The 21,328-nt window shown below is 69.4% G+C and carries 15 protein-coding genes; 7 read left to right on the forward strand and 8 right to left on the reverse strand.

Going from position 1 to position 21,328, the window contains the following annotated elements:
* The first annotated feature begins 16 nt into the window (after positions 1-16).
* The 3 genes from ACPCXD_RS09755 to ACPCXD_RS09765 all read left to right on the forward strand — a co-directional run bounded on the left by ACPCXD_RS09755 (position 17) and on the right by ACPCXD_RS09765 (position 2,364).
* Positions 17-1,045 carry a Dyp-type peroxidase gene (locus tag ACPCXD_RS09755; RefSeq protein ID WP_160873726.1) on the forward strand — a complete coding sequence of 343 codons (1,029 nt, stop codon included), beginning with the start codon at positions 17-19 and terminating at the stop codon, positions 1,043-1,045.
* On the forward strand, positions 1,042-1,860 hold the full coding sequence (locus ACPCXD_RS09760) for a family 1 encapsulin nanocompartment shell protein (protein WP_160873727.1): 819 nt from the start codon (positions 1,042-1,044) through the stop codon (positions 1,858-1,860). The genes ACPCXD_RS09755 and ACPCXD_RS09760 overlap by 4 nt, the downstream gene beginning before the upstream one ends.
* A 219-nt stretch (positions 1,861-2,079) precedes the next feature.
* Positions 2,080-2,364 (forward strand): type II toxin-antitoxin system Phd/YefM family antitoxin, encoded by a 285-nt coding sequence (locus ACPCXD_RS09765; RefSeq protein WP_229567018.1) that lies wholly within the window; start codon positions 2,080-2,082, stop codon positions 2,362-2,364.
* 111 nt (positions 2,365-2,475) lie between these two features.
* On the opposite strand, the gene ACPCXD_RS09770 is transcribed toward ACPCXD_RS09765, so the two are convergent.
* From ACPCXD_RS09770 to ACPCXD_RS09780, 3 genes are all read right to left on the reverse strand, one after another.
* Positions 2,476-2,955, reverse strand: coding sequence for a MarR family winged helix-turn-helix transcriptional regulator (locus ACPCXD_RS09770; RefSeq protein WP_423659364.1), 480 nt, complete (start codon positions 2,953-2,955; stop codon positions 2,476-2,478).
* Positions 2,956-3,013: 58 nt separating this feature from the next.
* Positions 3,014-3,763 (reverse strand): cutinase family protein, encoded by a 750-nt coding sequence (locus tag ACPCXD_RS09775; protein ID WP_423659366.1) that lies wholly within the window; start codon positions 3,761-3,763, stop codon positions 3,014-3,016.
* A 149-nt stretch (positions 3,764-3,912) separates the two neighbouring features.
* Entirely contained in the window at positions 3,913-4,575 is a 663-nt protein-coding gene (locus tag ACPCXD_RS09780; RefSeq protein WP_423659368.1) for an alpha-ketoglutarate-dependent dioxygenase AlkB family protein, read from the reverse strand.
* A 121-nt stretch (positions 4,576-4,696) separates the two neighbouring features.
* Between ACPCXD_RS09780 and ACPCXD_RS09785 the strand changes: the two genes are divergently transcribed.
* Positions 4,697-5,527 carry an SDR family oxidoreductase gene (locus tag ACPCXD_RS09785; RefSeq protein ID WP_423659370.1) on the forward strand — a complete coding sequence of 277 codons (831 nt, stop codon included), beginning with the start codon at positions 4,697-4,699 and terminating at the stop codon, positions 5,525-5,527.
* A gap of 43 nt (positions 5,528-5,570) precedes the next feature.
* Entirely contained in the window at positions 5,571-6,542 is a 972-nt protein-coding gene (locus tag ACPCXD_RS09790; protein ID WP_160873730.1) for a phosphotriesterase family protein, read from the forward strand.
* A gap of 6 nt (positions 6,543-6,548) precedes the next feature.
* Here ACPCXD_RS09790 and ACPCXD_RS09795 read toward each other — a convergent pair whose 3' ends face one another.
* Positions 6,549-7,268 (reverse strand): 2OG-Fe(II) oxygenase, encoded by a 720-nt coding sequence (locus ACPCXD_RS09795; RefSeq protein ID WP_160873731.1) that lies wholly within the window; start codon positions 7,266-7,268, stop codon positions 6,549-6,551.
* A gap of 95 nt (positions 7,269-7,363) precedes the next feature.
* Positions 7,364-7,792, reverse strand: coding sequence for a MarR family winged helix-turn-helix transcriptional regulator (locus tag ACPCXD_RS09800; RefSeq protein ID WP_016693967.1), 429 nt, complete (start codon positions 7,790-7,792; stop codon positions 7,364-7,366).
* An 89-nt stretch (positions 7,793-7,881) separates the two neighbouring features.
* Here ACPCXD_RS09800 and ACPCXD_RS09805 point away from each other — a divergent pair, with 89 nt between their 5' ends.
* Positions 7,882-9,780 carry an ABC transporter ATP-binding protein gene (locus ACPCXD_RS09805; RefSeq protein ID WP_085469472.1) on the forward strand — a complete coding sequence of 633 codons (1,899 nt, stop codon included), beginning with the start codon at positions 7,882-7,884 and terminating at the stop codon, positions 9,778-9,780.
* Here the strand turns inward: ACPCXD_RS09805 and ACPCXD_RS09810 are convergent.
* From ACPCXD_RS09810 to ACPCXD_RS09820, 3 genes are read right to left on the reverse strand one after another with little or no spacing between them, the layout of a single operon-like run.
* The gene (locus tag ACPCXD_RS09810; RefSeq protein ID WP_229567025.1) at positions 9,731-11,380 is read right to left on the reverse strand and encodes a (2,3-dihydroxybenzoyl)adenylate synthase; all 1,650 of its coding nucleotides are present in this window, start codon (positions 11,378-11,380) and stop codon (positions 9,731-9,733) included. The genes ACPCXD_RS09805 and ACPCXD_RS09810 overlap by 50 nt on opposite strands.
* A 57-nt stretch (positions 11,381-11,437) precedes the next feature.
* Positions 11,438-12,220, reverse strand: a complete 783-nt coding sequence (locus ACPCXD_RS09815; protein ID WP_145693007.1) for a 2,3-dihydro-2,3-dihydroxybenzoate dehydrogenase — start codon at positions 12,218-12,220, stop codon at positions 11,438-11,440.
* Positions 12,217-13,359, reverse strand: a complete 1,143-nt coding sequence (locus ACPCXD_RS09820; RefSeq protein WP_202399314.1) for an isochorismate synthase — start codon at positions 13,357-13,359, stop codon at positions 12,217-12,219. Before ACPCXD_RS09820 ends, ACPCXD_RS09815 begins: the two co-directional genes overlap by 4 nt.
* A gap of 178 nt (positions 13,360-13,537) precedes the next feature.
* Here ACPCXD_RS09820 and ACPCXD_RS09825 point away from each other — a divergent pair, with 178 nt between their 5' ends.
* The gene (locus ACPCXD_RS09825) at positions 13,538-21,322 is read left to right on the forward strand and encodes a non-ribosomal peptide synthetase (protein ID WP_423659373.1); all 7,785 of its coding nucleotides are present in this window, start codon (positions 13,538-13,540) and stop codon (positions 21,320-21,322) included.
* Positions 21,323-21,328: the final 6 nt, after the last annotated feature.

Genomic DNA, 21,328 nt, shown 5'->3' on the forward strand with positions numbered 1-21,328 from the left:
CACTAGCGTTGTCGGAGTGGTTCGTGCACAACCGATACTGACCCCGCTCACCGAAGCGGCGATCTTCCTCGTCGTCACCGTCGACGAGGGCGCAGAGGACACCGTGCGGGATCTGCTCGAGGATCTCTCGGGCCTGCGCCGCTCGGTCGGTTTCCGCATCCAGGAGGGCGGCCTGTCGGTCGTCACCGGCATCGGCTCGGACATGTGGGACCGGCTGTTCGACGGCCCCCGGCCCGCCGGACTCCATCCGTTCGTCCCGCTCGACGGCGGTCGGCACCGGGCCCCCTCGACCCCCGGCGACCTGCTGTTCCACCTCCGCGCGTCGACGATGGACCTGTGTTTCGAACTCGCCGCGAAGATCAACGATCGGCTGCGCGGTGCGGCTCGGGTCGTCGACGAGACGCACGGCTTCCGTTATTTCGAGCGCCGCGACCTGCTCGGCTTCGTCGACGGAACGGAGAACCCCGAGGACGACGAGGCCGTCGACGCGGCCCTGGTCTCCGACGAGGATCCGGACTTCGCCGGGGGTAGCTACGTCATCGTCCAGAAGTACCTGCACGACCTCGCGTCGTGGAACTCGCTGACGGTGGAGGAGCAGGAGCGGGCGATCGGCCGGACCAAGCTCGACGACATCGAACTCGACGACGAGACCAAGCCCGCGAATTCGCACGTCGCGCTGAACGTGATCGTCGACGAGAACGGGGTCGAGCAGCAGATCGTGCGCGCGAACATGCCGTTCGGCAGCTTCGGCGCCGACGAGTTCGGCACCTACTTCATCGGTTACTCGGCCACCCCGGAGGTGACCGAGCAGATGCTGCGCAACATGTTCCTGGGCAGCCCACCCGGCAACACCGACCGCATCCTGGACTTCTCCACCGCGGTGACGGGCTCGCTGTTCTTCTGCCCCTCGCTGGAGTTCCTCGAAGATCTTCCGCCGTCACCGGCGGATATTCCCTCCCACGAAGATTCGAGTGCCTCGACCGCCGGCCGGCCGGCCGACGGATCACTCGGAATTGGCGCTCTGCGAAGGAGTTCGACGCTGTGAACAATCTGTATCGCGACCTCGCCCCGATTTCCGAGGCAGCATGGACCGAGATCGAGGAGGAGGCCGCGCGCACCTTCAAGCGGCACGTCGCCGGACGCACCGTCGTCGACTTCTCCGGACCGCACGGCACCGACTTCGCAGCGGTGGGTCTCGGCCGCACCCGCGAGATCGAGCCCCCGGCCACCGGAGTGCGGGCACGCCAGCACCGCGTCGCGCCGGTCGTCGAACTGCGGGTGCCGTTCACGCTGTCGCGCGAGGAGATCGACAGCGTCGAGCGCGGTTCCCGCGACATCGACCTCGACCCCGTCAAGGAAGCGGCCCGCCAGATCGCCTTCGCCGAGGACCGCGCGATCTTCGAGGGCTACGCGGCCGCCGGTATCGAGGGCATCCGGGCGTCGTCGTCGAACCCGTCCCTGCAGCTGCCCGACGATCCCCGCGACTTCCCGGAGATCATCAGCCAGGCGTTGTCGCAGCTGCGACTGGCGGGTGTAGGCGGCCCGTACTCGATCCTGCTCGGCGCCGACGAATACACCAAGGTCAGCGAGACGTCCGATCACGGCTATCCGATCCGCGAACAGCTGCGCCGCCTCATCGACGGCGACCTCATCTGGGCCCCGGCGATCGACGGTGCGTTCGTCCTGACCACGCGCGGCGGCGACTACGACCTGCAGGTCGGCCAGGATCTGTCGATCGGCTACCTCTCGCACGACGCCGAGACGGTGAACCTGTACTTCCAGGAGTCGTTCACCTTCCTCGTCTACACCGGCGAGGCCTCGGTTCCGCTGGTGCCGACGACGCTCGAACTCCCGCACTGAGCCGGTCCCGGGGCGTCCGCGCGTGCGGCGCCCCGGGTCACCGACCGTCCGGCCGGATCGCGACGGCGCCGGCGCGGGTTTCCCCACGATCGTCCTGCTGTGCTGGGTGGCCTTCGGTCTCGTCCTGGCGTTCGTGGCCTCGCGTCGAAAGCCGGCGTCGGACTCGACGCGAACCGAATGACCTGCGACTTCCCCAGCGATTTCGCTAGAAATATGTACATGACCACTCTTCCTGTCGCCATCGCCCGGGCGCAATTGTCACGACTGGTCGACGAGGCCGAGCCCACACACGAGCGATTCGAGATCACCCGTAACGGGCACCGCGCCGCGGTGCTTCTCGGTGCCGACGATTACGACGCGATGCAGGAGACGATCGCGGTGTTGTCGGTTGCCGATCTGCTGAGGACGCACATCGCGGGCCGAACCGAGGTCGAGTCGGGAGACGTCGTCGATACGGAGGAGCTGAAGCGACTGATGCGTGACGACCGGTCGTCCGAGGAATGAGCGCCGCACGGTCGAGGTCACCGCGATTTCGCACCGTGCCGATGCGTATCGATAGAAGACGGTCGGACAGTGCTGCCGCGAGCCGTCGGGGTTGCGGCAGCTACCGATCTGTCAGAGTGCTCCGGCCTTCAGTGCCGCCGTGTTGACGCGGACGAGCGCGGCGTGCAGGTCCTGGAGTTCGTCGAGTCCGACACCGAGGGCGTCGACGACCTGTCCCGGCACCGACTCGGCCTCGGCACGCAGCGCCCGTCCGGCGTCGGTGAGCTCGAGGACGAGTTGCCGTTCGTCGGCCGCGCTGCGCGCGCGGGTGAGCAGGCCCAGCGCCTCGAGTCGCTTGAGCAGGGGAGACAGCGTGGGGGAGTCGAGCTGGAGCAACTGCCCCACCTCCTTGCTCGTCAGCGGCGAACGTTCCCACAGAGCAAGCATGACCAGATACTGCGGGTGGGTCAGGCCCAGCCCGTCGAGGATCGGTCGATAGACCGCGAGCACGGCGCGGTTCGCCACGGCGAGCGCGAAACACACCTGCCGCTCCAGCGCGAGAGGATCATCGCCGGAAGCGGAGAGATGGGTGGCCGGGGACTCGACGCTCATGAACCGACGATACCGAACCGGTATATCCCCGCCCGGGTTCTCCCTGGTGCGACGATGCTCACGGCTCGTAGTCGGGATAGGTCGTGTGCAGTCTCAGGTAGCCGGTAACGTTCTCGCCCAACCACCCTTCGCTCTCCTCTGGCGTCACGCCGTCGCAGACCGCGTCACCCTCGATGCAGATCCGTTCGACGGCGATCGTGCCGAAGTCGTCGCGACCACCGCCGAGCGTGATGCCCGGGACGACCTCGCCCGGAAACAGTGTTTCGACTCCCCGGGTGTCACGCGGGTCGGAGTACAACACACCGCTGATCCGCTCCGGCGGCACCGAACCGTCGGCTGCGATCTCGGCGAGGACGTCGCCGGCGATCGACGCGCCCTGCGAGTAACCGAGGACGACGAGTTCGCTGTCGGGGCACGAGCCGTGCCGGACGGTGATGGTCTCGCGCAGGCGCTGGTGCCCGATCCTCTTGGACTCGTCGTAGGCGAGACGACCAGATCCCTCGCTCGACCCGGACTCGGGCACCGGGACCACGACGGCGGGATAACGGATGTGCTCGACCACCGTGCCGGGTGCCGCGTAGCGCGCCGAGATCTTCGCGAGGGGCGAATCGGGATCGATCGAATCCGGGGTGTCGAGGTTGCGGGTTCCGTCGACCGCGATGACGAACCGCTCCGGGCACGGACGGAAGGTCTCCGCGCGGGCGGTGGACGCGGTGCCGGTAGCGGCAGCGGCGGCGACAGGTCCGGTCAGGCCGAGGGTGAGTCCTGCGATGATCGCCAGGACACGACGACAAACGAAGTCGGACATGGCAGTCTCCTGTGATCGACCCCGACACCGATGACTACCGCACGAGAATATCGTCCGATTTGACGTATTTCTCGCCGGAGAACCGCTACTCCGAGTGTAGTTGGTTACAAAGTCACAGACCGAACGTTCGGAATTCCGGCACGGTTCGGTCAGGCGAGTCCGGTGCTCCGCAGGGTGATGTTGAGGCGCCCAGCGGTGAGTCCGCAGCGGGCGCTACCGGTGTCCGGATACACGACCGGCACCCCGTGGTAGGCGAACCGCGACGGCCCGCCGAAGACGAACAGGTCGCCGGATTCGAGACGCACGTCGGTGTACGGCCGGCCGCGCGACTCGGTGTTGCCGAACCGGAACAGGCAGGCATCCCCGAGGCTGAGCGACACGATCGGCGCGCTCACCCGCTCGTCCTTGTCCTGATGCATGCCCATCCGCGCGTCGCGGTCGTAGAAATTGATCAGGGCGGTATCGGGCTCGTACCCGTTCCCGACCGCCGGATCGTCGTAGGCATGGGCGACGGCACGCCGCCCGAGTTCGACGAGCCGGTCGGGAAGCGGGGGAACGGGAGCGTCGTCGACGTCGACCGCGGTGCGGGTGTACCGGTAGGGCGACCAGTGCCATCCGAGGCACACCGTGCTCACCGACATCCGTCCGCCACCCGGCAGCAGGGTGTGCCGCATCGGCGCCGGTGGGCGCGCCCATTCGCGACACAGCTCGACGAGCTCGCGCTGTTCGTCCGGGCCGAGCCAGTCGGGCAAGTGCACGGCGCCCGGCGCGATCTCGCGTCGCGGACGGGAGACGGAGAACAATTCGTCCATCCCGGGTGCTCGACCTTCCGTGCGTGTGAGCGGTACCTACAGCCGGTGATACGTGTAGACAGGTTCCGTACCAACTGTGCCGCATGGGACGGCACTGCGATTCGACGGGGAGGTAACAGCGATGAAGGTCGAAGGCAGAGTGGCCGTCGTGACCGGCGGGGGCGGCGGAATCGGCGGCGCCATCGCTGCCGGCCTCGTCGAACGGGGTGCGCGAGTGGTGGTCGCAGACCTCGACGAACACGCGGCACAGCGCGTCGTCGCGACGCTCGAGGAGAAGACGCCGGGCAGCGCGGTCGCGGTGGCGGCGGACGTCTCCGACGACGAGCACATCCGCGGGCTCGTCGAGCGCGCCGAAGCGGAGTTCGGTCCCGTGGACATGTACTTCGCCAATGCCGGTGTCACCGGTGTGCCGGGCCTGGAGATCGAGGACTCGGTCTGGGAGCAGTCCTTCGACGTCAACCTGCGCGCACACATCCGGGCGGCGCGACTGCTGGTGCCCCGCTGGGTCGAACGCGGCGAGGGCTATTTCGTCAGCACGGCGTCGGCGGCGGGCCTGCTCACCCAGATCGGCTCGGCCACCTACTCGGTCACCAAGCACGCGGCCGTCGGTTTCGCCGAGTGGTTGTCGGTGACCTACGGCGACAAGGGCGTGCGGGTGAGCTGCCTGTGCCCGATGGGCGTCAACACACCCCTGCTGTACTCGGGGGACGCATCCGGGCATGCACTCGGCGAACTCGCCACCCGGGCCGTCACGACCGCCGGTGCGGTGCTCGAACCCGCGGACGTCGCGGAGACGGTGTTCGCCGCGATGGAGGAGGAGCACTTCCTGATCCTTCCGCACCCGGAGGTCCTCGAGCTGTACCGGAACAAGGGCGCCGACTACGACCGGTGGCTGCGCGGCATGCGTCGCTACCGTCAGGCCCTCGAGGAGTCGACTCCCACCGATTCGTGAAATCGGTGCCCCTCCCGCCGGTGGTGTCCTAACGTCACCGGTCATGACATCCGTCGACACCGTTCGCGGCCCCCTCGACACGGGCCGTCTGGGCAGAGTCCTCATGCACGAGCACGTCTTCGTGCTCGGCGAGGAGATCCGCAGCAACTTTCCCGACTACCCGAGCCCGTGGGACGAGGACGAGCGTGTCGACGACGCGGTGGCGAAGTTGAAGGCGTTGTCGGAGCGTGGCATCGACACGATCGTCGATCCCACGGTGGTCGGTCTCGGCCGGTACATCCCGCGCATCCAGCGCGTCGCCGAACAGGTGGACATCTCCATCGTCGTCGCGACGGGCCTGTACACCTACAACGATCTGCCGTTCCAGTTCCACAACGTCGGGCCGGGGCTGCTGGTGGACGGACCGGAACCGCTCACCGAACTGTTCGTGAAGGACATCCGCGAGGGCATCGCCGGCACGGGGGTACGTGCAGGAATGCTCAAGTGCGCCATCGAGCTTCCGGGCCTCACGCCGGGCGTCGAACGCGTGATTCGGGCGGTGGGGCAGGCGCACGTCGAGACCGGCGTGCCGATCACGGTGCACACCAACCCGCACACCGGATCGGGGGAGGTGGCGCAACGCGTGCTCGCGGAGGAAGGTGTCGACCTCACCAAGGTGGTCGTCGGGCACAGCGGTGATTCGACCGATCTGGATTACCTGCGCCGGATCGCCGACGCCGGTTCGATTCTGGGGATGGACCGCTTCGGCCTCGACCTGCTGTTGCCGTTCGAGCAGCGCGTCGACACGGTGGTCGCGCTCGTGGAGGCCGGTTATACCGAGCGCATGGTGCTCTCGCACGACGCGGCATGCTTCATCGACTGGTTCCCGCACGACGTGAAGCAGGCCGCCGTGCCCAACTGGAACTACAACCACATCAGCGACGAGGTGCTGCCGGCCCTGCGCGAACGGGGCGTGACCGAGGAGCAGATCACCACGATGCTCGTGGACAATCCGCGGCGGATCTTCGAACGGTAAGAATGCTCAGGCCGCGTCGTGCAGGACCAGGCCGAGCGTGCGACGCAGGCCGGAACGGACGGTGCTCACGCCGTGCCGGACCGGCGCCCGCGACCATCCGCGTGCCGAGCGGATCGGTCGGTCGCGGGTGGTGAAGATCAGCGCGTGGCCGCGCTCGAGCACGGTGACGGTGCCCCGCGACTGCGCGCGGGGCCGTTGTTCGACCAGCAGGAACTCACCGCCGGTGTAGTCGACGCCCGCCCGGTCGAGCCCGATCACGACCTGCAGGGGGAACACGAGGTCGCCGTAGAGATCGCGGTGCAGGGCGTTCCAGTCGCCGGTGGTGTAGCGCAGCATCAGCGGGGTGGGGTCGGTCTGGCCGGCCGCGTGGCACATGCCCAGCCAGTCGTCGAAGTCGTCGGGCCAGGGTGCCGGATCGCCGAGGCGTTCGGCCCACGAGCGCGCGACGCCGAGCAGCTGCCGGTAGAACGCCGAGCGCAGGTGTGCGACGGCGTCGGGGACGGGTAGGCCGAAGTACTTGTAGATGCCGTGCCCGTATCGGTAGCGGCTCATGTCGACCGTGGTGCGGAAGCGGGCGTCGTCGTCCCACAGGGCCGCGAGCTCGGCGCATTCGTCGTCGCTCAGCAGCGGCCCGGTGAGGACGCAGCCGTTCTCGTCGAGCTCGTTCGTCAGCTCGGGCAGGTTCAGTGCGTCGACGCGCGACTGCAGATTCTCGATGGTCTCCACGGGCTCTCCTCGATCGGCCGGACAACACGGGCACAGGCCCTCGTAGGGAAGACGTCGCCGCCGTCGGAAATGTGAGTACCCGGAACCGGAAAGGATCAGCGCGGCCGGTCGTCGACGAGTTTGTGCAGCAGATCGGACAGTCGCGCGCGTTCCTCGGCGCCGAGCCGGTCGAACATCTCGACGGCGTCGGCATCGCGGGCGGAGGCCAGCTCGGCCCGGATCCTGCGGCCCTCGTCGGTCAGCCGCACGCAGACCGCGCGCCGGTCGGCGGGATCGGGGAGCCGCTCGGTGAGACCCCGCGTCTCGAGGCGGTCGACGACCTCGGTGGCCGAGCGGGGGACGATGCGCAGTTCCTTGGCCACGACGCCGAGGCGGATCGGGTCGTCGGCGCGTCCGATGACGTCGAGGGCCCGGTACTCGTGGGGTGACAATCCCCACGGCTGGAGGAGGTCGTGCCAGCGTCGGCGCAGCGTACGCGTGGTGGTGAGGAGCAGATCGCGCAGTGCGACGGGTGAATCCGACATAGTGCTCACAGTACCTCACTTGACGGTTGCCACTCAATGAGGCAACCTCAATAAGTACGAAACACGAACCACGAATCGAGGTGGCGCACATGATGCAGCCCCCACCCACACTCGGCGGCAAGCCGGGCAGCCGCGGCAGGATCGACAAGAAGGATCTCGAACAGCTCCGCGAAGCCCCGGTGAGCCTGCGCCGTATCGGCGCCCTCTTCGCGCCCTACCGGTGGAAGATCACCCTCGTCGTCGCGCTCATCATCGCCTCGTCGGTGATCTCCCTCGCGACCCCCTTCCTCGTCCGCGCCGTCATCGACGACGCCATCCCGCACCAGAACGTGAGCCTGCTGCTGTGGGCGGTCGGTGGCATGCTGGCCGTCACCGTCGCGAGCTCGCTCCTGTCCGTCGTCCAGACCTGGATCTCCACGACCGTCGGCCAGAACGTCATGCACGGTCTGCGCACCCGGGTCTTCTCCCACCTGCAGCGCCAGTCTCTGAACTTCTTCACCCGCACTCGCGGCGGCGAGATCCAGTCGCGGCTGACCAACGACATCGGTGGCATGCAGTCCGTGGTCACCAACACCGCGACCTCGCTGGCGTCCAACGTCACCACCGTCGTCGGCACGGCGATCGCCATGGCGGTCCTCAGCTGGCGACTGGCCCTGCTGTCCCTGATCGTGCTCCCGCCGGCCATCTGGCTCACGCGCCGGGTCGCGCTCATGCGCCGCGCCGTCACTGCCCGTCAGCAGCGCCGCCTCGCCGACATGCAGTCGCAGATCGACGAAGGACTGTCGGTCAGCGGCGTGCTGCTCGTCAAGACGCTGGGCACCGGCCCGGCACTGTCCGACAAGTTCGCCCGCACATCGGAGGAACTGGCCGATCTCGAGGTGCACGCGCAGTTGTCCGGCCGCTGGCGCATGGCCACGATGAACATCGTCTTCGCGGCGATCCCCGCGGTCCTCTATCTCGTCGCCGGTCTGCCGGCCACCTCGGGCGGCATGACGATCGGCACCCTGGTGGCCTTCACCGGACTGCAGGGCGCGCTGTTCCGGCCGCTGATGAGCCTGCTCGACGTCGGTGTCTCCGTCACCAGTTCGCTGGCCCTGTTCAGCCGCATCTTCGAATACCTCGACCTTCCCGTCGACATCGACGACCCGCGCGATCCGGCGCCCGTCGACCCGGCGACCGTCGCCGGCCGGGTGCGGTTCGAGAACGTGAGCTTCCGCTACGAAGGAGCGCACCGCAACGCGCTCGACGGGATCGACCTCGACGTCCCGGCGGGGGCGCAGGTTGCGCTCGTCGGTGAGACAGGCTCGGGCAAGACCACGCTCGGCTCGCTCGTCGCACGACTGTACGACCCGGTCGAGGGGCGCGTGAGCATCGACGGTGTCGACCTGCGCGACATGCGGCTCGCCGATCTCGCCGGACTGGTCGGCGTGGTCTCGCAGGAGACCTACCTCCTCCACGCGACCGTCCGGGAGAACCTGCGCTACGCGAAGCCGGACGCGACCGACGACGAGATCGAGGCCGCGGCCCGCGCCGCACACATCCACGACCTGATCGTCTCGCTGCCGGACGGCTACGACACCGTCGTCGGCGCCCGCGGACACCGCTTCTCGGGCGGCGAGAAGCAGCGCCTGGCGATCGCACGCACGCTCCTGCGCGACCCGCGTGTCCTCGTGCTCGACGAGGCGACCAGCGCCCTCGACAACGACACCGAGCACGCCGTGCAGCAGGCCCTCGACGCCGCGCGCAGCGGACGCACGACCATCACCATCGCGCACCGGCTCTCGACCGTGCGCAACGCCGACGAGATCGTGGTCCTCGACCGGGGCCGCATCGTCGAACGCGGAACGCACGACGACCTCGTCGCCCGCGGTGGCCGCTACGCGACCCTCGCGGCCCGCGCCGAGCGAGGTGAGACCGTCCCGTCGTCGCGGAGCGAGATCAGTCCTTCAGAGTGGCCGCGAGAGCGCGCCGCAGTTCGTTCCGGCTGATCTTGCCCACTCCCGTGACCGGGAAGGCGTCGACGAACTGCACCTTGTCGGGGATCTTGTACTCGGCCAGCCCTCGCTCCCTCAGGAACTTCTTGAGCGCGAGGGCCTTCGGCACTTCACCCTCGGTGACGACGAAAGCGCAGGTGCGTTCGCCGAGATACTGGTCGGGCATCGACACCACCGCCGCGTCGAGCACGGCCGGGTGCGCGATCAGATGGTTCTCGACCTCCTCGGCTGCGATCTTCTCGCCACCGCGATTGATCTGGTCCTTCGCGCGTCCCTCGACGACGATGTAGCCGTGCTCGGTGAGCCGGACGATGTCGCCGGTGCGGTAGAAGCCGTCCGGGGTGAACGCCGTCGAATTGTGTTCCGGCGCGTTGTAGTAGCCCCGGATCGTGTACGGGCCGCGGGTGAGCAGGTGACCGGTGGTGCCCGCGGGAACGGGCTCGTCCGCGTCGTCGACGACGCGGATCTCGTCGTCGGGGCTGATCGGCCGGCCCTGGGTGGTGACGATGGTGTCCTCGTCGTCGTCGAGCCGGGTGTAGTTGACGAGACCCTCCGCCATTCCGAAGACCTGCTGCAGCGTGCAGCCGAGTTCGGGGCGAACGCGTTTGGCGGCCTCGGCCGGGAACTTCGCGCCACCGACCTGCAGTACCTCGAGCGACGACAGGTCGCGTTCGGTGCGGGCCCGCGCCGACAGCCACGCCTGCGCGAGGGGCGGGACGAGCGACGCCATCGTCACGCCCTCGCTCTCGATCAGGGCGAACGCGGTGTCGGGGCTCGGATCCGGAGCGAGGACGACGGTGCCGCCGGCGTGCAGCACACCGAGGATGCCCGGCGAGCTCATCGGGAAGTTGTGCGCGGCCGGCAGCGCGACCAGCATGCGGGTGTTCTCGTCCACTCCGCAGATCACCGCGGACTCGCGCACGGAGTACAGGTAGTCGGCGTGGGTGCGGGGGATGAGCTTCGACGTTCCGGTCGTGCCACCCGACAATTGGAGGAAGGCAACGCTTCCGGAGTCGTTCTCCGTGATCGGAGCGGGTTCGCGGTCGCGCAACGACCCGAGCGCGGTGAACTCCTCGGCCTCACCCGCGACCACGACCGCCGGCGGATTCTCCATCTCCGAGGTGACCTGCCGGGCGAGCACGCGGTAGTCGAATCCGCCGTGTTCGGCGGCGATCACGTACGCTGCGGCGTCACTGAACCGGCAGAAGTAGCCGATCTCCGACGCGCGGTGTGCGGGCAGGGAGAAGACGGGGAGCGCGCCGAGGCGGAAGACCGCGAAGAGCACCTCGGTGTACTCGACGATGTTCGGCAACTGCAGGACGACACGGTCGCCCTTCCGGACCCCGAGGTCGGCGAGACCGGCGGCGATGCGGGCCGAGGCGTCGTCGAGTTCGCGGTAGGTGATGTGCCGCCAGGTGCCCGTCGCGTCGTGTCCGACGACGGCGGTGCGATCGGCGAACCGGGCGGCGCGGGCCGGGAGGAACTCGCCGAAGGTCTCGCTCGTCCAGTAACCGGCTGCGCGATACCGCTCGGCGAACTCCTCGGGGTAGCGGGCGGTGTCGACGAGCGGCGTGCGCTCGAAACCGGTTGTCACGGAACGGTTCCTTTCGGGATGCGGATCGATGTCGGGTCGGTCGGGCCGGTCTGTCGGTCAGGCGCGGAGGGTGGCGCCGCCGTCGATGTACAGCGCCTGCATGGTGATGTGGCGAGCACGGTCGGACAGCAGGAACTCGATGGCCTCGGCGATGTCGGCGGGCTCGGCGATGCGGCCGAGGGGGATGCCGACCTTGAACTGCGACAGGTCACCCTCGATGGCGCTGCGGGCGCCCGCGTCGTCGTTCGGGTCCTCCCACAGCGAGCGCTGCATGGCGGTGTCGGTGGAGCCCGGGGCGACGATGTTGGCGCGGATCCCGTACTGCGCCAGTTCGAGTCCGAGGATCCGGACGATCATCGTGGAGGCGGCCTTGGACGATCCGTAGGCGCCCATGCCCATGCGCGGCACGCCGGCGGAGTTCGATCCGACGACGACGATCGAACCCGACCGCCGCTCCCGCATGGCCCGTCCGACCGAACGCAGGACCGACAGCAGGCCGGTGACGTTGACGTCGTACATGTGCTGCCAGTCCTCGGGATCGGAGTCGAGCACCGATCCCGTGGTGAAGACACCGGCGACGTGCGCGAGATGCTCGATCGGTCCGTGCTCGGATTCGATGCTCTCGACGACGTAGGCGACGGCGTCGTGGTCGCGGATGTCGACGGGGTAGGTGGGGACGGAGCCGCCGAGCAGGGCGGCGGTCTTGCGCAGTCCCTCGGCGTTGCGGTCGGCGAGTACGAGACGGTGGCCGGCACGCGCGAGGACCTCGGCGGTCGCGCGGCCGATGCCCTGCGCGGCCCCGACGACGAGCGTGACGGGGGAGGGTGCGGTATCGGTCATCGGAGTACTCCCAGTGCATCGAGGACGGTGCCGAACTTGACGGTCGTCTCGGCCAGTTCGTCGGCGGGGTCGGAGTCGGCGACGATACCGCCCCCGGCGTACGCCGTGAGCCCGACACCGTCGGCGTCGAGGACGGCGCAGCGGATGGTGACCAGCCACTCGCCGTCGCCCGCGGCGTCGCACCATCCGAGCGCACCGGCGTAGAAGCCCCGGTCGCCCTCGGTGGCGAGGATCAGATCGCGGGCCGCGGCGGTCGGCGTGCCGCAGATCGCGGGAGTGGGGTGCACTGCGAGTGCGAGATCGAGGGCCGTGACACCCGGATCGCGCAGGCGACCCTCGATGGGAGTGCCGAGATGCCACAGCTGGCGCGTGCTCGTCACGGTCGGCTGCTCGGGGATGTCGAGGTCGACGCACAACGGTTCGAGCGCGGTGCGGATCGCATCGATCACGTGTGCGTGCTCGGCGAGGTTCTTCGCAGACCCGGCGAGTTCGTCGGCTGTCGCCCGATCGATCTCGGGGTCGCGATGACGCGGTGCGGATCCGGCGAGGGGGTGGGCGGTGACCCGATCGCCGCGACGGCGCACGAGCACCTCCGGGCTCGATCCCACCAGGTGACGTCCCGTCCACGCACCGCCGGCGGCGGTGAGGTCGACGAGGAAGCCGTTGTGCAGCGGATCGTTTCGCGTGAGAGCGACGAGGAGGTCGTGCGGGGTGACGGGCCGGTCGGCGCGCAGAGCGAGTGCCCGGGCCAGGACCACCTTGAGCAGGTCGTTGTCGTCCGAGCGGAGCAGGCGCAGTACGGTCTCGACCCGATCGATGTGCTCGCCCTCCGACGGCAGTGCACCTGTGATCGTGATCGGGGGCAGGTCGGCGGCCGGAGCGTCGTAGTGCGCGGGGGAGTGATGGAGTGTGTTCGGAGCGGTCAGTGCGGCCGGTCCGTCGGGTGCGAAGGGCAATGCTCCGACGATCGCGGCGGCCTGTCCGGTGCGCAGGGCGTCGGCGGCGACGGACGCGCGGTCGAAGCGTGCGCTCACGCCTTCGGCGACCACCGTGCCGTGCGGGCGGGACAGGACGAACGGGTGCGCGACGGGCCGCTCGGCCCGGTCGGTAGCGGTTGCGCCGAGGACCGGCACTTGCATTCTCGTACCTTCCGGTTGAGGAGGTCTGCTGGCAGGACCGCGCCACAGGACACACGATCACTGAGCAACATATACGGTAAGCCTAACCTTTGGTACTGTGCCCTCCGGCGCCGCAGCGCGCACATCAGCGGATTCCGTTCCCAGCCAATCGTTTCGATCGAAGGAAAGAGGATCTCCAGTGCCCCTTGCCGGCCCGGACGCCTCACGGCTCGCTCTGTCGCGCGCACAGTCGGGCGTATGGTTCGCCCAGCAACTGAACCCCGACAACCCGCTGTTCAACACCTCGGAATGTATCGAACTGCGAGGCGCAGTCGACGAGGAAGCGCTGGTCACTGCGGTTTCCGCAGCGGCATCCGAGGCCGAGGTGCTGGTCGCGGGATTCGAGACTCTCGCCGACGGTACGGTCGTTCAGATTCCCGGTGCGCGCACGCTCGATCTCGCCCCCACCGTCGACCTCACCCTCGCGTCGGACCCCTGGCAGGCGGCCCACGAGTGGATGGTGCGCGACCTCGAACGGCCCGTCGACCTGTCGGTGGATCCGTGCGTCCGGGCCGCGGTCCTGCGACTCGCCGACGATCACGTCCTGCTCTACTTGCGTGCTCACCACATCGTCCTCGACGCCTTCGGGTTCTCGCTGTTCAACCGGCGCATCGCCGAGCGCTACACCGCCGCGGTCGCCGGTGCGGAAGTTGCTGCCGCACGGTTCGATCCGGTCGAATCGGTGATACGGGAGGAATCGGACTATCGCGACTCGGCCGACTTCGACGCCGACCGTGACTTCTGGAGCGCGTACCTCGACGGCGTGGACGAAGCGGTCGCTCTCCGGCCCGGACCGGGTGGCATCGCACGACGCTCCCGTGGTGCACGCTTCACCCTCGACGCCGACCGGCAACGCGGGCTGGTGGCCCTCGGCAAGGAGGTCGGCGCGAGCTGGGGCGACGCGGTCACCGCGCTCGTCGCCGCCTACCTGCGCGGAGCGACCGGCCGCGAGGACCTCACACTCGGTTTCCCCGTCATGAACCGGCTCGGCAGCGCCGCACTGCGGGTGCCGATCACCGCGGTCAATGTCGTTCCGCTGCGCCTGAATCCGACCGCCTCGGCCACGCTCGTCGATCTCGTAGCTCAGGTTCGCGACGGAGTGGCGCTGTGCCGCAGCCACTATCGTTACCGCACCGAGGACATCCAGCGCGACCTGCGACTACCCACCGGATCCCGCGGCGTCATCGGCCCGTCGGTCAACGTCAAGCCGTTCGGCGACTCGCTCCGGTTCGGCGACATGCGTGCGGCCGTGCACTCGGTGGCCCGAGGACCCCTGCAGGACTTCATGGTCACCGTGCGGCCGCTCGACGGCAGTGCCGGACTCGAGGTGTTCGTCGACGTCGACGCCGACGTCTACAGCGAGGCGGATCTGACGATCCACACCGAGCGACTGGAGATGCTGTTCGGCTCGGTGGCAGAGCGGGGTCTGCACACCCCGCTCGCGCAGGTGTCCGTCCTGACCGCCGACGAGCGACGGACGATCCTCGACGACTGGAGCCACAGCCCGGACATCCCGTTCGACCCCGACCTGACCCTCGTCGACCTGCTGCGAGAGAGGATCGAGGCGGCCCCCGACGCACCGGCCGCGGCGGACACCCATGTGACGCTCACCTACGCACAGTTCGGCGCCCGGGTGCACCGTCTGGCCCGCCACCTCGCCTCGAACTTCGATCTCGACCGGCCGCACGCACGGGTCGCCCTCGCGCTGCCCCGCACCGTCGACGCGCTGGTCGCCATCCACGCCGTCCTCGAGACCGGCGCCGCCTACGTCCCGCTCGACGTCGATCAACCCCTCGAACGCCTCGCCCACATCCTCGGCTCCACCGACCCCGTCTGCGTCCTCACCACCCGCACGACCGACGACCGGGTCGCCGAGGTGACGGGGGCGCCGCAGCGTGTCGTGCTCGAGGATCTCGACCTCGACGCCGTGTCCGACGCTCCGCTCGACGACTCGGAGCGCGATCCGCTGACACCCGACTCGATCGCCTACGTGATCCACACGTCCGGCTCCACCGGCAGACCGAAGGGTGTCGTCGTACCCCACCGCGGGCTGGTCAACCTGTTCCACAGCCACCGCGCCCAGGTGTTCACCCGTGCCGCCCGCGAGGCCGGCCGCGAATCCGTCCGCCTCGGACTGGCCTGGTCGCTCGCGTTCGACGCGTCGTGGCAGCCGCTGCTGTGGATGCTGGCCGGGCACACCGTCGACATCGTCGACGAGGCGACCCAGCGCGACCCGGCGGCACTCGCACGCCGCGCCCTCGACGAGGGATGGGATTTCGTCGAGTTCTCACCGAGCCAGCTCGAACAGTTCGTCGACGACGGCCTGTTCCCGGACGGCACCGTGCCCACCCTCGGTTTCGGCGGCGACGCCGTCTCCGAGCGGTTGTGGAGCCGCCTGCGCGAACGCCGGGGTGCGGCCTTCAACTTCTACGGCCCCACCGAGTGCAGCGTCGACGTCCTCGTCGCGGAGGTCGCCGACGCCGAGACACCGGTCGTCGGCCGCCCCGTCGCGAACCTGCGCGTCCACGTCCTCGACGCGGGACTCGCCCCCGTGCCGGCCGGAACCGAGGGCGAGCTGTACGTGGCCGGGCCGGGCGTGGTCCGGGGGTATCTCGACGCACCCGCCCTCACCGCGACGAGGTTCGTCGCGAATCCGTACTCGGAGGACTCCTCCGGTCCGTACGCCCGCCTGTACCGCACCGGCGATCTCGTGCAGTGGACCGAGGACGGCCGGCTCGTCTACCGCGGCCGGGTCGACAACCAGGTCAAGGTCCGGGGATTCCGCATCGAACTCGGTGAGGTCGACGCCGCCCTGCTGCGCATCCCCGGCGTGTCCCGCGCCGCGACCGTGGTGCGCACCGATCCTTCCGGCACCGCGCAACTCGTCGGTTATCTCGTCGGTCAGGACGTGCCCGAACCGGTCGAGGCCCGTCGCCTCGTCGCCGAGTTCCTGCCCGGGTACATGGTTCCCGCGGCCCTCGTCGTCCTCGACGAGATGCCGTTGACCTCCAACGGCAAGCTCGACCGCAAGGCGCTGCCCGAACCGGACTTCTCGTCGATGGTCTCGTCCCGCGTCGCGGAGACCGAGACCGAACGGGCACTGTGCCGCATCTACGCCGAGATCCTGGGGCTCGACACGGTGGGCGCCGACGACGACTTCTTCGCCCTCGGCGGGCACTCGCTCAGCGCCGCGAAGCTGCTCGCCCGGATCCGCGACGAGCTCGGTGTGGAGCTGCCGATCCGTACGGTCTTCGACCATCCGCAGGTCGTCGCGCTCGCCGTCCACTGCAGCAACGGTGCGGACACCGCCCCGGACCGGCCTGTGCTCGTCCCGCGCGGTGGGACCGATCCTGCACCCCAGTCCCTTGCTCCACTGTCGTATGCGCAGCAGCGGCTGTGGTTCATGTACCGCATGGAAGGGCCCAGCCCCACCTACAACGTCCCCATCACCGTCGACCTGCACGGACCCGTCGATCCGGATGCTTTGCGGCACGCGGTCTCCGACGTGCTCGCACGCCACGAGAGCCTGCGCACCGTCCTCGTCGACCGCGACGGCGTGGGGATGCAGCACGTGCGCGGAACAGAAGAGATCGCAGTTCCTTTCGCGGTCGAGGCCGTCGACCGCGACGCGCTCACCGGCCGCCTGCACTCCGAGGCCCGGCACGCGTTCGATCTCGAACGCGAGATCCCGCTGCGGATCCGGTTGTTCACGATCGCGCCCGACGAGCACGTGATGCTCATGCTCGCCCACCACATCGCGAGCGACGAACTGTCCACGCCGCTGCTGCTGCGCGATCTCGGCAGCTTCTACTCCGCGCACGTACGCGGCGACTCCCACGAGCCGGCACCGCTGCCCGTGCAGTACGCCGACTACGCGATCTGGCAACGGGAACTTCTCGGCGACCAGGGCGACGAGAACTCGCTCGCTGCACGACAACTCGCGTTCTGGCGCGAGGAGCTCGAGGGCCTCCCGGCCGAACTCGACCTCCCCGTCGACCGTCCGCGCCCGGCCGTGGCCTCCTACGCGGGTGGCGGTGTCGAGCACCGGGTCCCGGCCGGCCGCGCGGCGACGATCCGGGAGGCCGCCCGCACGACCGGCACGACGATGTTCATGATGGTGCACGCGGCGGTCGCGGTCGCACTGTCGCACAGCGGCGCGGGAGAGGACATCCCGCTCGGCTCGCCCACCGCGGGACGGCCCGCCCCCGAGCTCGACGATCTCGTCGGCTTCTTCGTCAACATGGTGGTGCTGCGCACCGACCTCTCGGGCGACCCCACGGTGCGCGAGCTGCTCGCCCGGATCAAGGACACCGACGTCGCGGCATACTCGCACCAGGAGGTCCCGTTCGACCGCGTCGTGGAGACGCTCAACCCCGAGCGCAGCGCGGCCCGGCACCCCCTGTTCCAGGTGATGGTGCAGTACCAGAGCCCGCCCGCCATCACGGGATTCGACGACCTGAAGCCCACACCCTCGTTCGTCGCGAACGACACCGCGATGTTCGACCTCACCTTCGACGTCATCGAGGAATCCGACGGCGGTCTGTGCGTGCGCGTCGAGTACGCCCGCGACCTGTTCGACGAGTCGTCCGCCGAGGCCTTCGCCGCGCGGGTCGAGCGGGCGTTCGCCGCGGTGTGCGCCGATCCGGACGCGAGGCTCTCGCAGCTCGATCTGCTCACCGGCTCCGAGCGTGAGGTGCTGCGTGCCGGTGATGCCACCGCGCTGCCGGATCCGTCCGGCCCGCACCGTGGCAGCGCCGACTGCTCGGCGACCCGCAGCCTGCCCGAGCTGTTCGCCCGCACCGTGGAGCGCTACGGCGACGAGACCGCGCTGGTCACGCCGTCGAGCCGCCTGACCTTCCGCGACCTCGACGCCTGGTCCGACCGGATCGCCCGTCACCTCGTCGCCGACGGGATCGGTCCCGAAGACATCGTGGGACTGAGTCTTCCGCGGGAATCCGTGCTGGTCGCGGCGATCCTCGGCGTGTGGAAGTCGGGAGCGGCGTATCTGGTGCTCGACCCGCAACAGCCGGTGGAGCGGAACGAGTACATGCTCCGCGACGCCGGTGTGGGTGTCGTACTCGATGCCGACGCGGTCGGATCGATCACCGATCACCGCCCGGACGTGCACCTGCCGGTCGTGCATCCGGACACCACCGCCTATCTCGTCTACACCTCCGGATCCACCGGCACCCCGAAGGGCGTGGTGGTGCCGCACCGCGGTGTCGTGAACCTGTGGGAGACGGTGCGCACCCGTACCGTCGGCGATCCCGCGACGCGCCGCCGCACCGTGCTGCTGAGCTACACCTTCGCGTTCGACTCGTCCGTCGAGCCTCTCCTCGCGATGCTGGGCGGCCACACCGTGCACGTGCTCGCCGAGGACCTCATGGCCGATGCCGAGGGCATCGTCCGGTACGTCCGGGAACACCGCATCGACGCGCTCGACTGCGGTCCGGTGCTCGCCGGTCGACTGCTCGCCGAGGGACTCCTCGACCCCGCCGCACCGCATCGTCCCGAGTCGATGGTGCTCGGCGGCGAAGCGGTACCCGGTGACCTGTGGACGCAGCTCGCCGCGGAAACCGATGTGCGTGTGAGCAACATGTACGGTCCGACGGAATGCACCGTCGACGCGACCGGCGTCGTACTCACCCCGGGAAGCATCCCGAACATCGGAACCCCGATCCACGGCGGCCGGGTCCACGTCCTCGACGCGTACCTGCGGCAGGTGCCCCCGGGCGTGCCCGGCGAACTGTACGTCGGTGGTCCGCACGTCACTCGCGGTTATCTCGGCCGGAGCGCGCAGACCGCGGGACGGTTCGTGGCCGACCCCTTCGACGCCGACGGCGAGCGTCTGTACCGCACCGGCGATCTGGTGCGCTGGAGGGTCTCCCGGACCGACGGCCCGGTGCTCGACTACCTCGGCCGGACCGACGACCAGGTGAAGATCCGCGGCTTCCGCATCGAACTCGGCGAGATCGAGACCGTGCTCGGCAGCCATCCCGCGGTGAGTGCCGCGGCGGTCGTGGTCCGCGAGGACGAACCGGGACGCAAACGGCTCGTCGCCTACGCGGCCGGAACGACGGATCCCGACACCCTCCGGACGTACGTCGCCGACCGGCTGCCCGACCACATGGTTCCCGCCGTCACGGTCGTGCTCGACGAACTGCCGGTCACCCGTAACGGAAAGATCGACCGCAGAGCACTTCCCGAGCCGGCCTTCACCCCGTCCGCCGAGAGTCGGCTGCCGGCGGACGAACTCGAACAGCGCCTGTGCGAGCTGACGGCGGGTGTGCTCGGACTCGACGCCGTAGGCCCCGACGACGACTTCTTCGCTCTCGGCGGCGATTCGATCGTGTCCATCCAGTTGGTGTCCGCAGCGCGCGCCGCCGGGATCCGCTTCACCGCCCGGCACGTCTTCGAACACCGCAGCCCGGCTGGACTCGCCCGTGTCGCGGAGATCGAGGACGGGCCCGGGACGGTCGACGTCGAGGCGGCACTCGGGGAGGTCCCGGCAACCCCGATCGTCCACGACATGCTCGACCGCGGTGGACCGTACGCCCGTTACGCGCAGTCGCGCCTGCTCCTCGCGCCCGCAGGGCTGACGCTCGACCGGCTGACCGACGGCGTCCAGGCCCTGCTCGACACGCACGACGCGCTGCGGGCCGTCTTCGACCCGCAGGCACGGGTGCTCGACGTCCGCTCGGTCGGATCCGTCGACGCCGCCGATGTCGTGACCCGCGTGGACGTCTCGGGTTCGGCCGACCTGCAGGACGCGATCGTCGCCGCGACCGGGACCGCCTACGCCGAACTCGATCCCGCCGCGGGCGCGCTCGTGCGCGTGATCTTCTTCGACGCCGGTCCCGACGCGCCGGGGCGGGTGTTCGTCGCGGTGCACCACCTCGTCGTCGACGGTGTGTCGTGGCGGATCCTGGTGCCCGACCTCGCCGGTGCGGTCGACGGTGTCGCCCCGGTCCGCGCGGGTACGTCGCTGCGCCGCTGGGCGCGGGGACTGCTCGACGGGGTGCCGGCGCGCAGATCAGAACTGTCGCTGTGGCGGCGGATCCTTGCCCCGGCGGGACGCGTGCGTCTGGCGTCCGGGGATCCGGATCCCGTGCGGCACACCATGGCGGACACCGCGAAGGTGCAGGTCGAAGTTCCGTCCGAACTCACCGATGCGCTGCTCACCACCGTGCCCGAGCGGTTCCACGCCGGCGTCGAGGACGTCCTGCTCACGGCTCTGGCGTTGGCGTCCGCGCGGGTGTGTGGCGACGGGGCGGTCGCGGTCGACCTCGAAGGACACGGCCGGGAGGAACAGGCCGTTCCGGGGGCGGATCTGTCGCGCACGGTGGGCTGGTTCACCACGCTCTATCCGGTGCGCCTGGACGTCGCGGGACTCGACGTCGCCGACGCGTACGCCGGGGGAGCGAGCGCTGGTGACGCTCTGAAACGCGTGAAGGAACAGCTGCGGGAGATACCCGACAGCGGAATCGGATTCGGGATGCTGCGGCATCTCGACCCCGTGGGCGGCCCGGAACTCGCGAGCGTCGGCTCGGTGGACATCGGCTTCAACTATCTCGGCCGGTTCACGCTGGGCGAGACGGAAGGTCAGGCGTGGGCCGGTGCCCCGGAGGGTTCGGCACTCGGTGGGGCCACCGAAGCCGATATGCCCGTGGCGCACGCCGTCGAGATCGGTGTGCTCACCGACGATTCCGGCGCCGAGCCGGTGCTGCGCGGAATGTTCGGGTACAGCCCCGATCTCGTTCGGGTGGAGACGGTATCGGCGTTGGCCGACGAGTGGGTCGCGGCGCTGCGTGCGCTCGCCGGGCACGCGTCGGATGAGGACGCGGGCGGGTTCACACCGTCCGACCTCACGCTCGACGACCTCGACCAGTCGGAGATCGACGATTTCGCGCTCGAATTCGGCTGAGGGTGG

The sequence above is a fragment of the Rhodococcus sp. AB351 genome (assembly GCF_049538275.1).
GTDB lineage: Bacteria > Actinomycetota > Actinomycetes > Mycobacteriales > Mycobacteriaceae > Rhodococcus.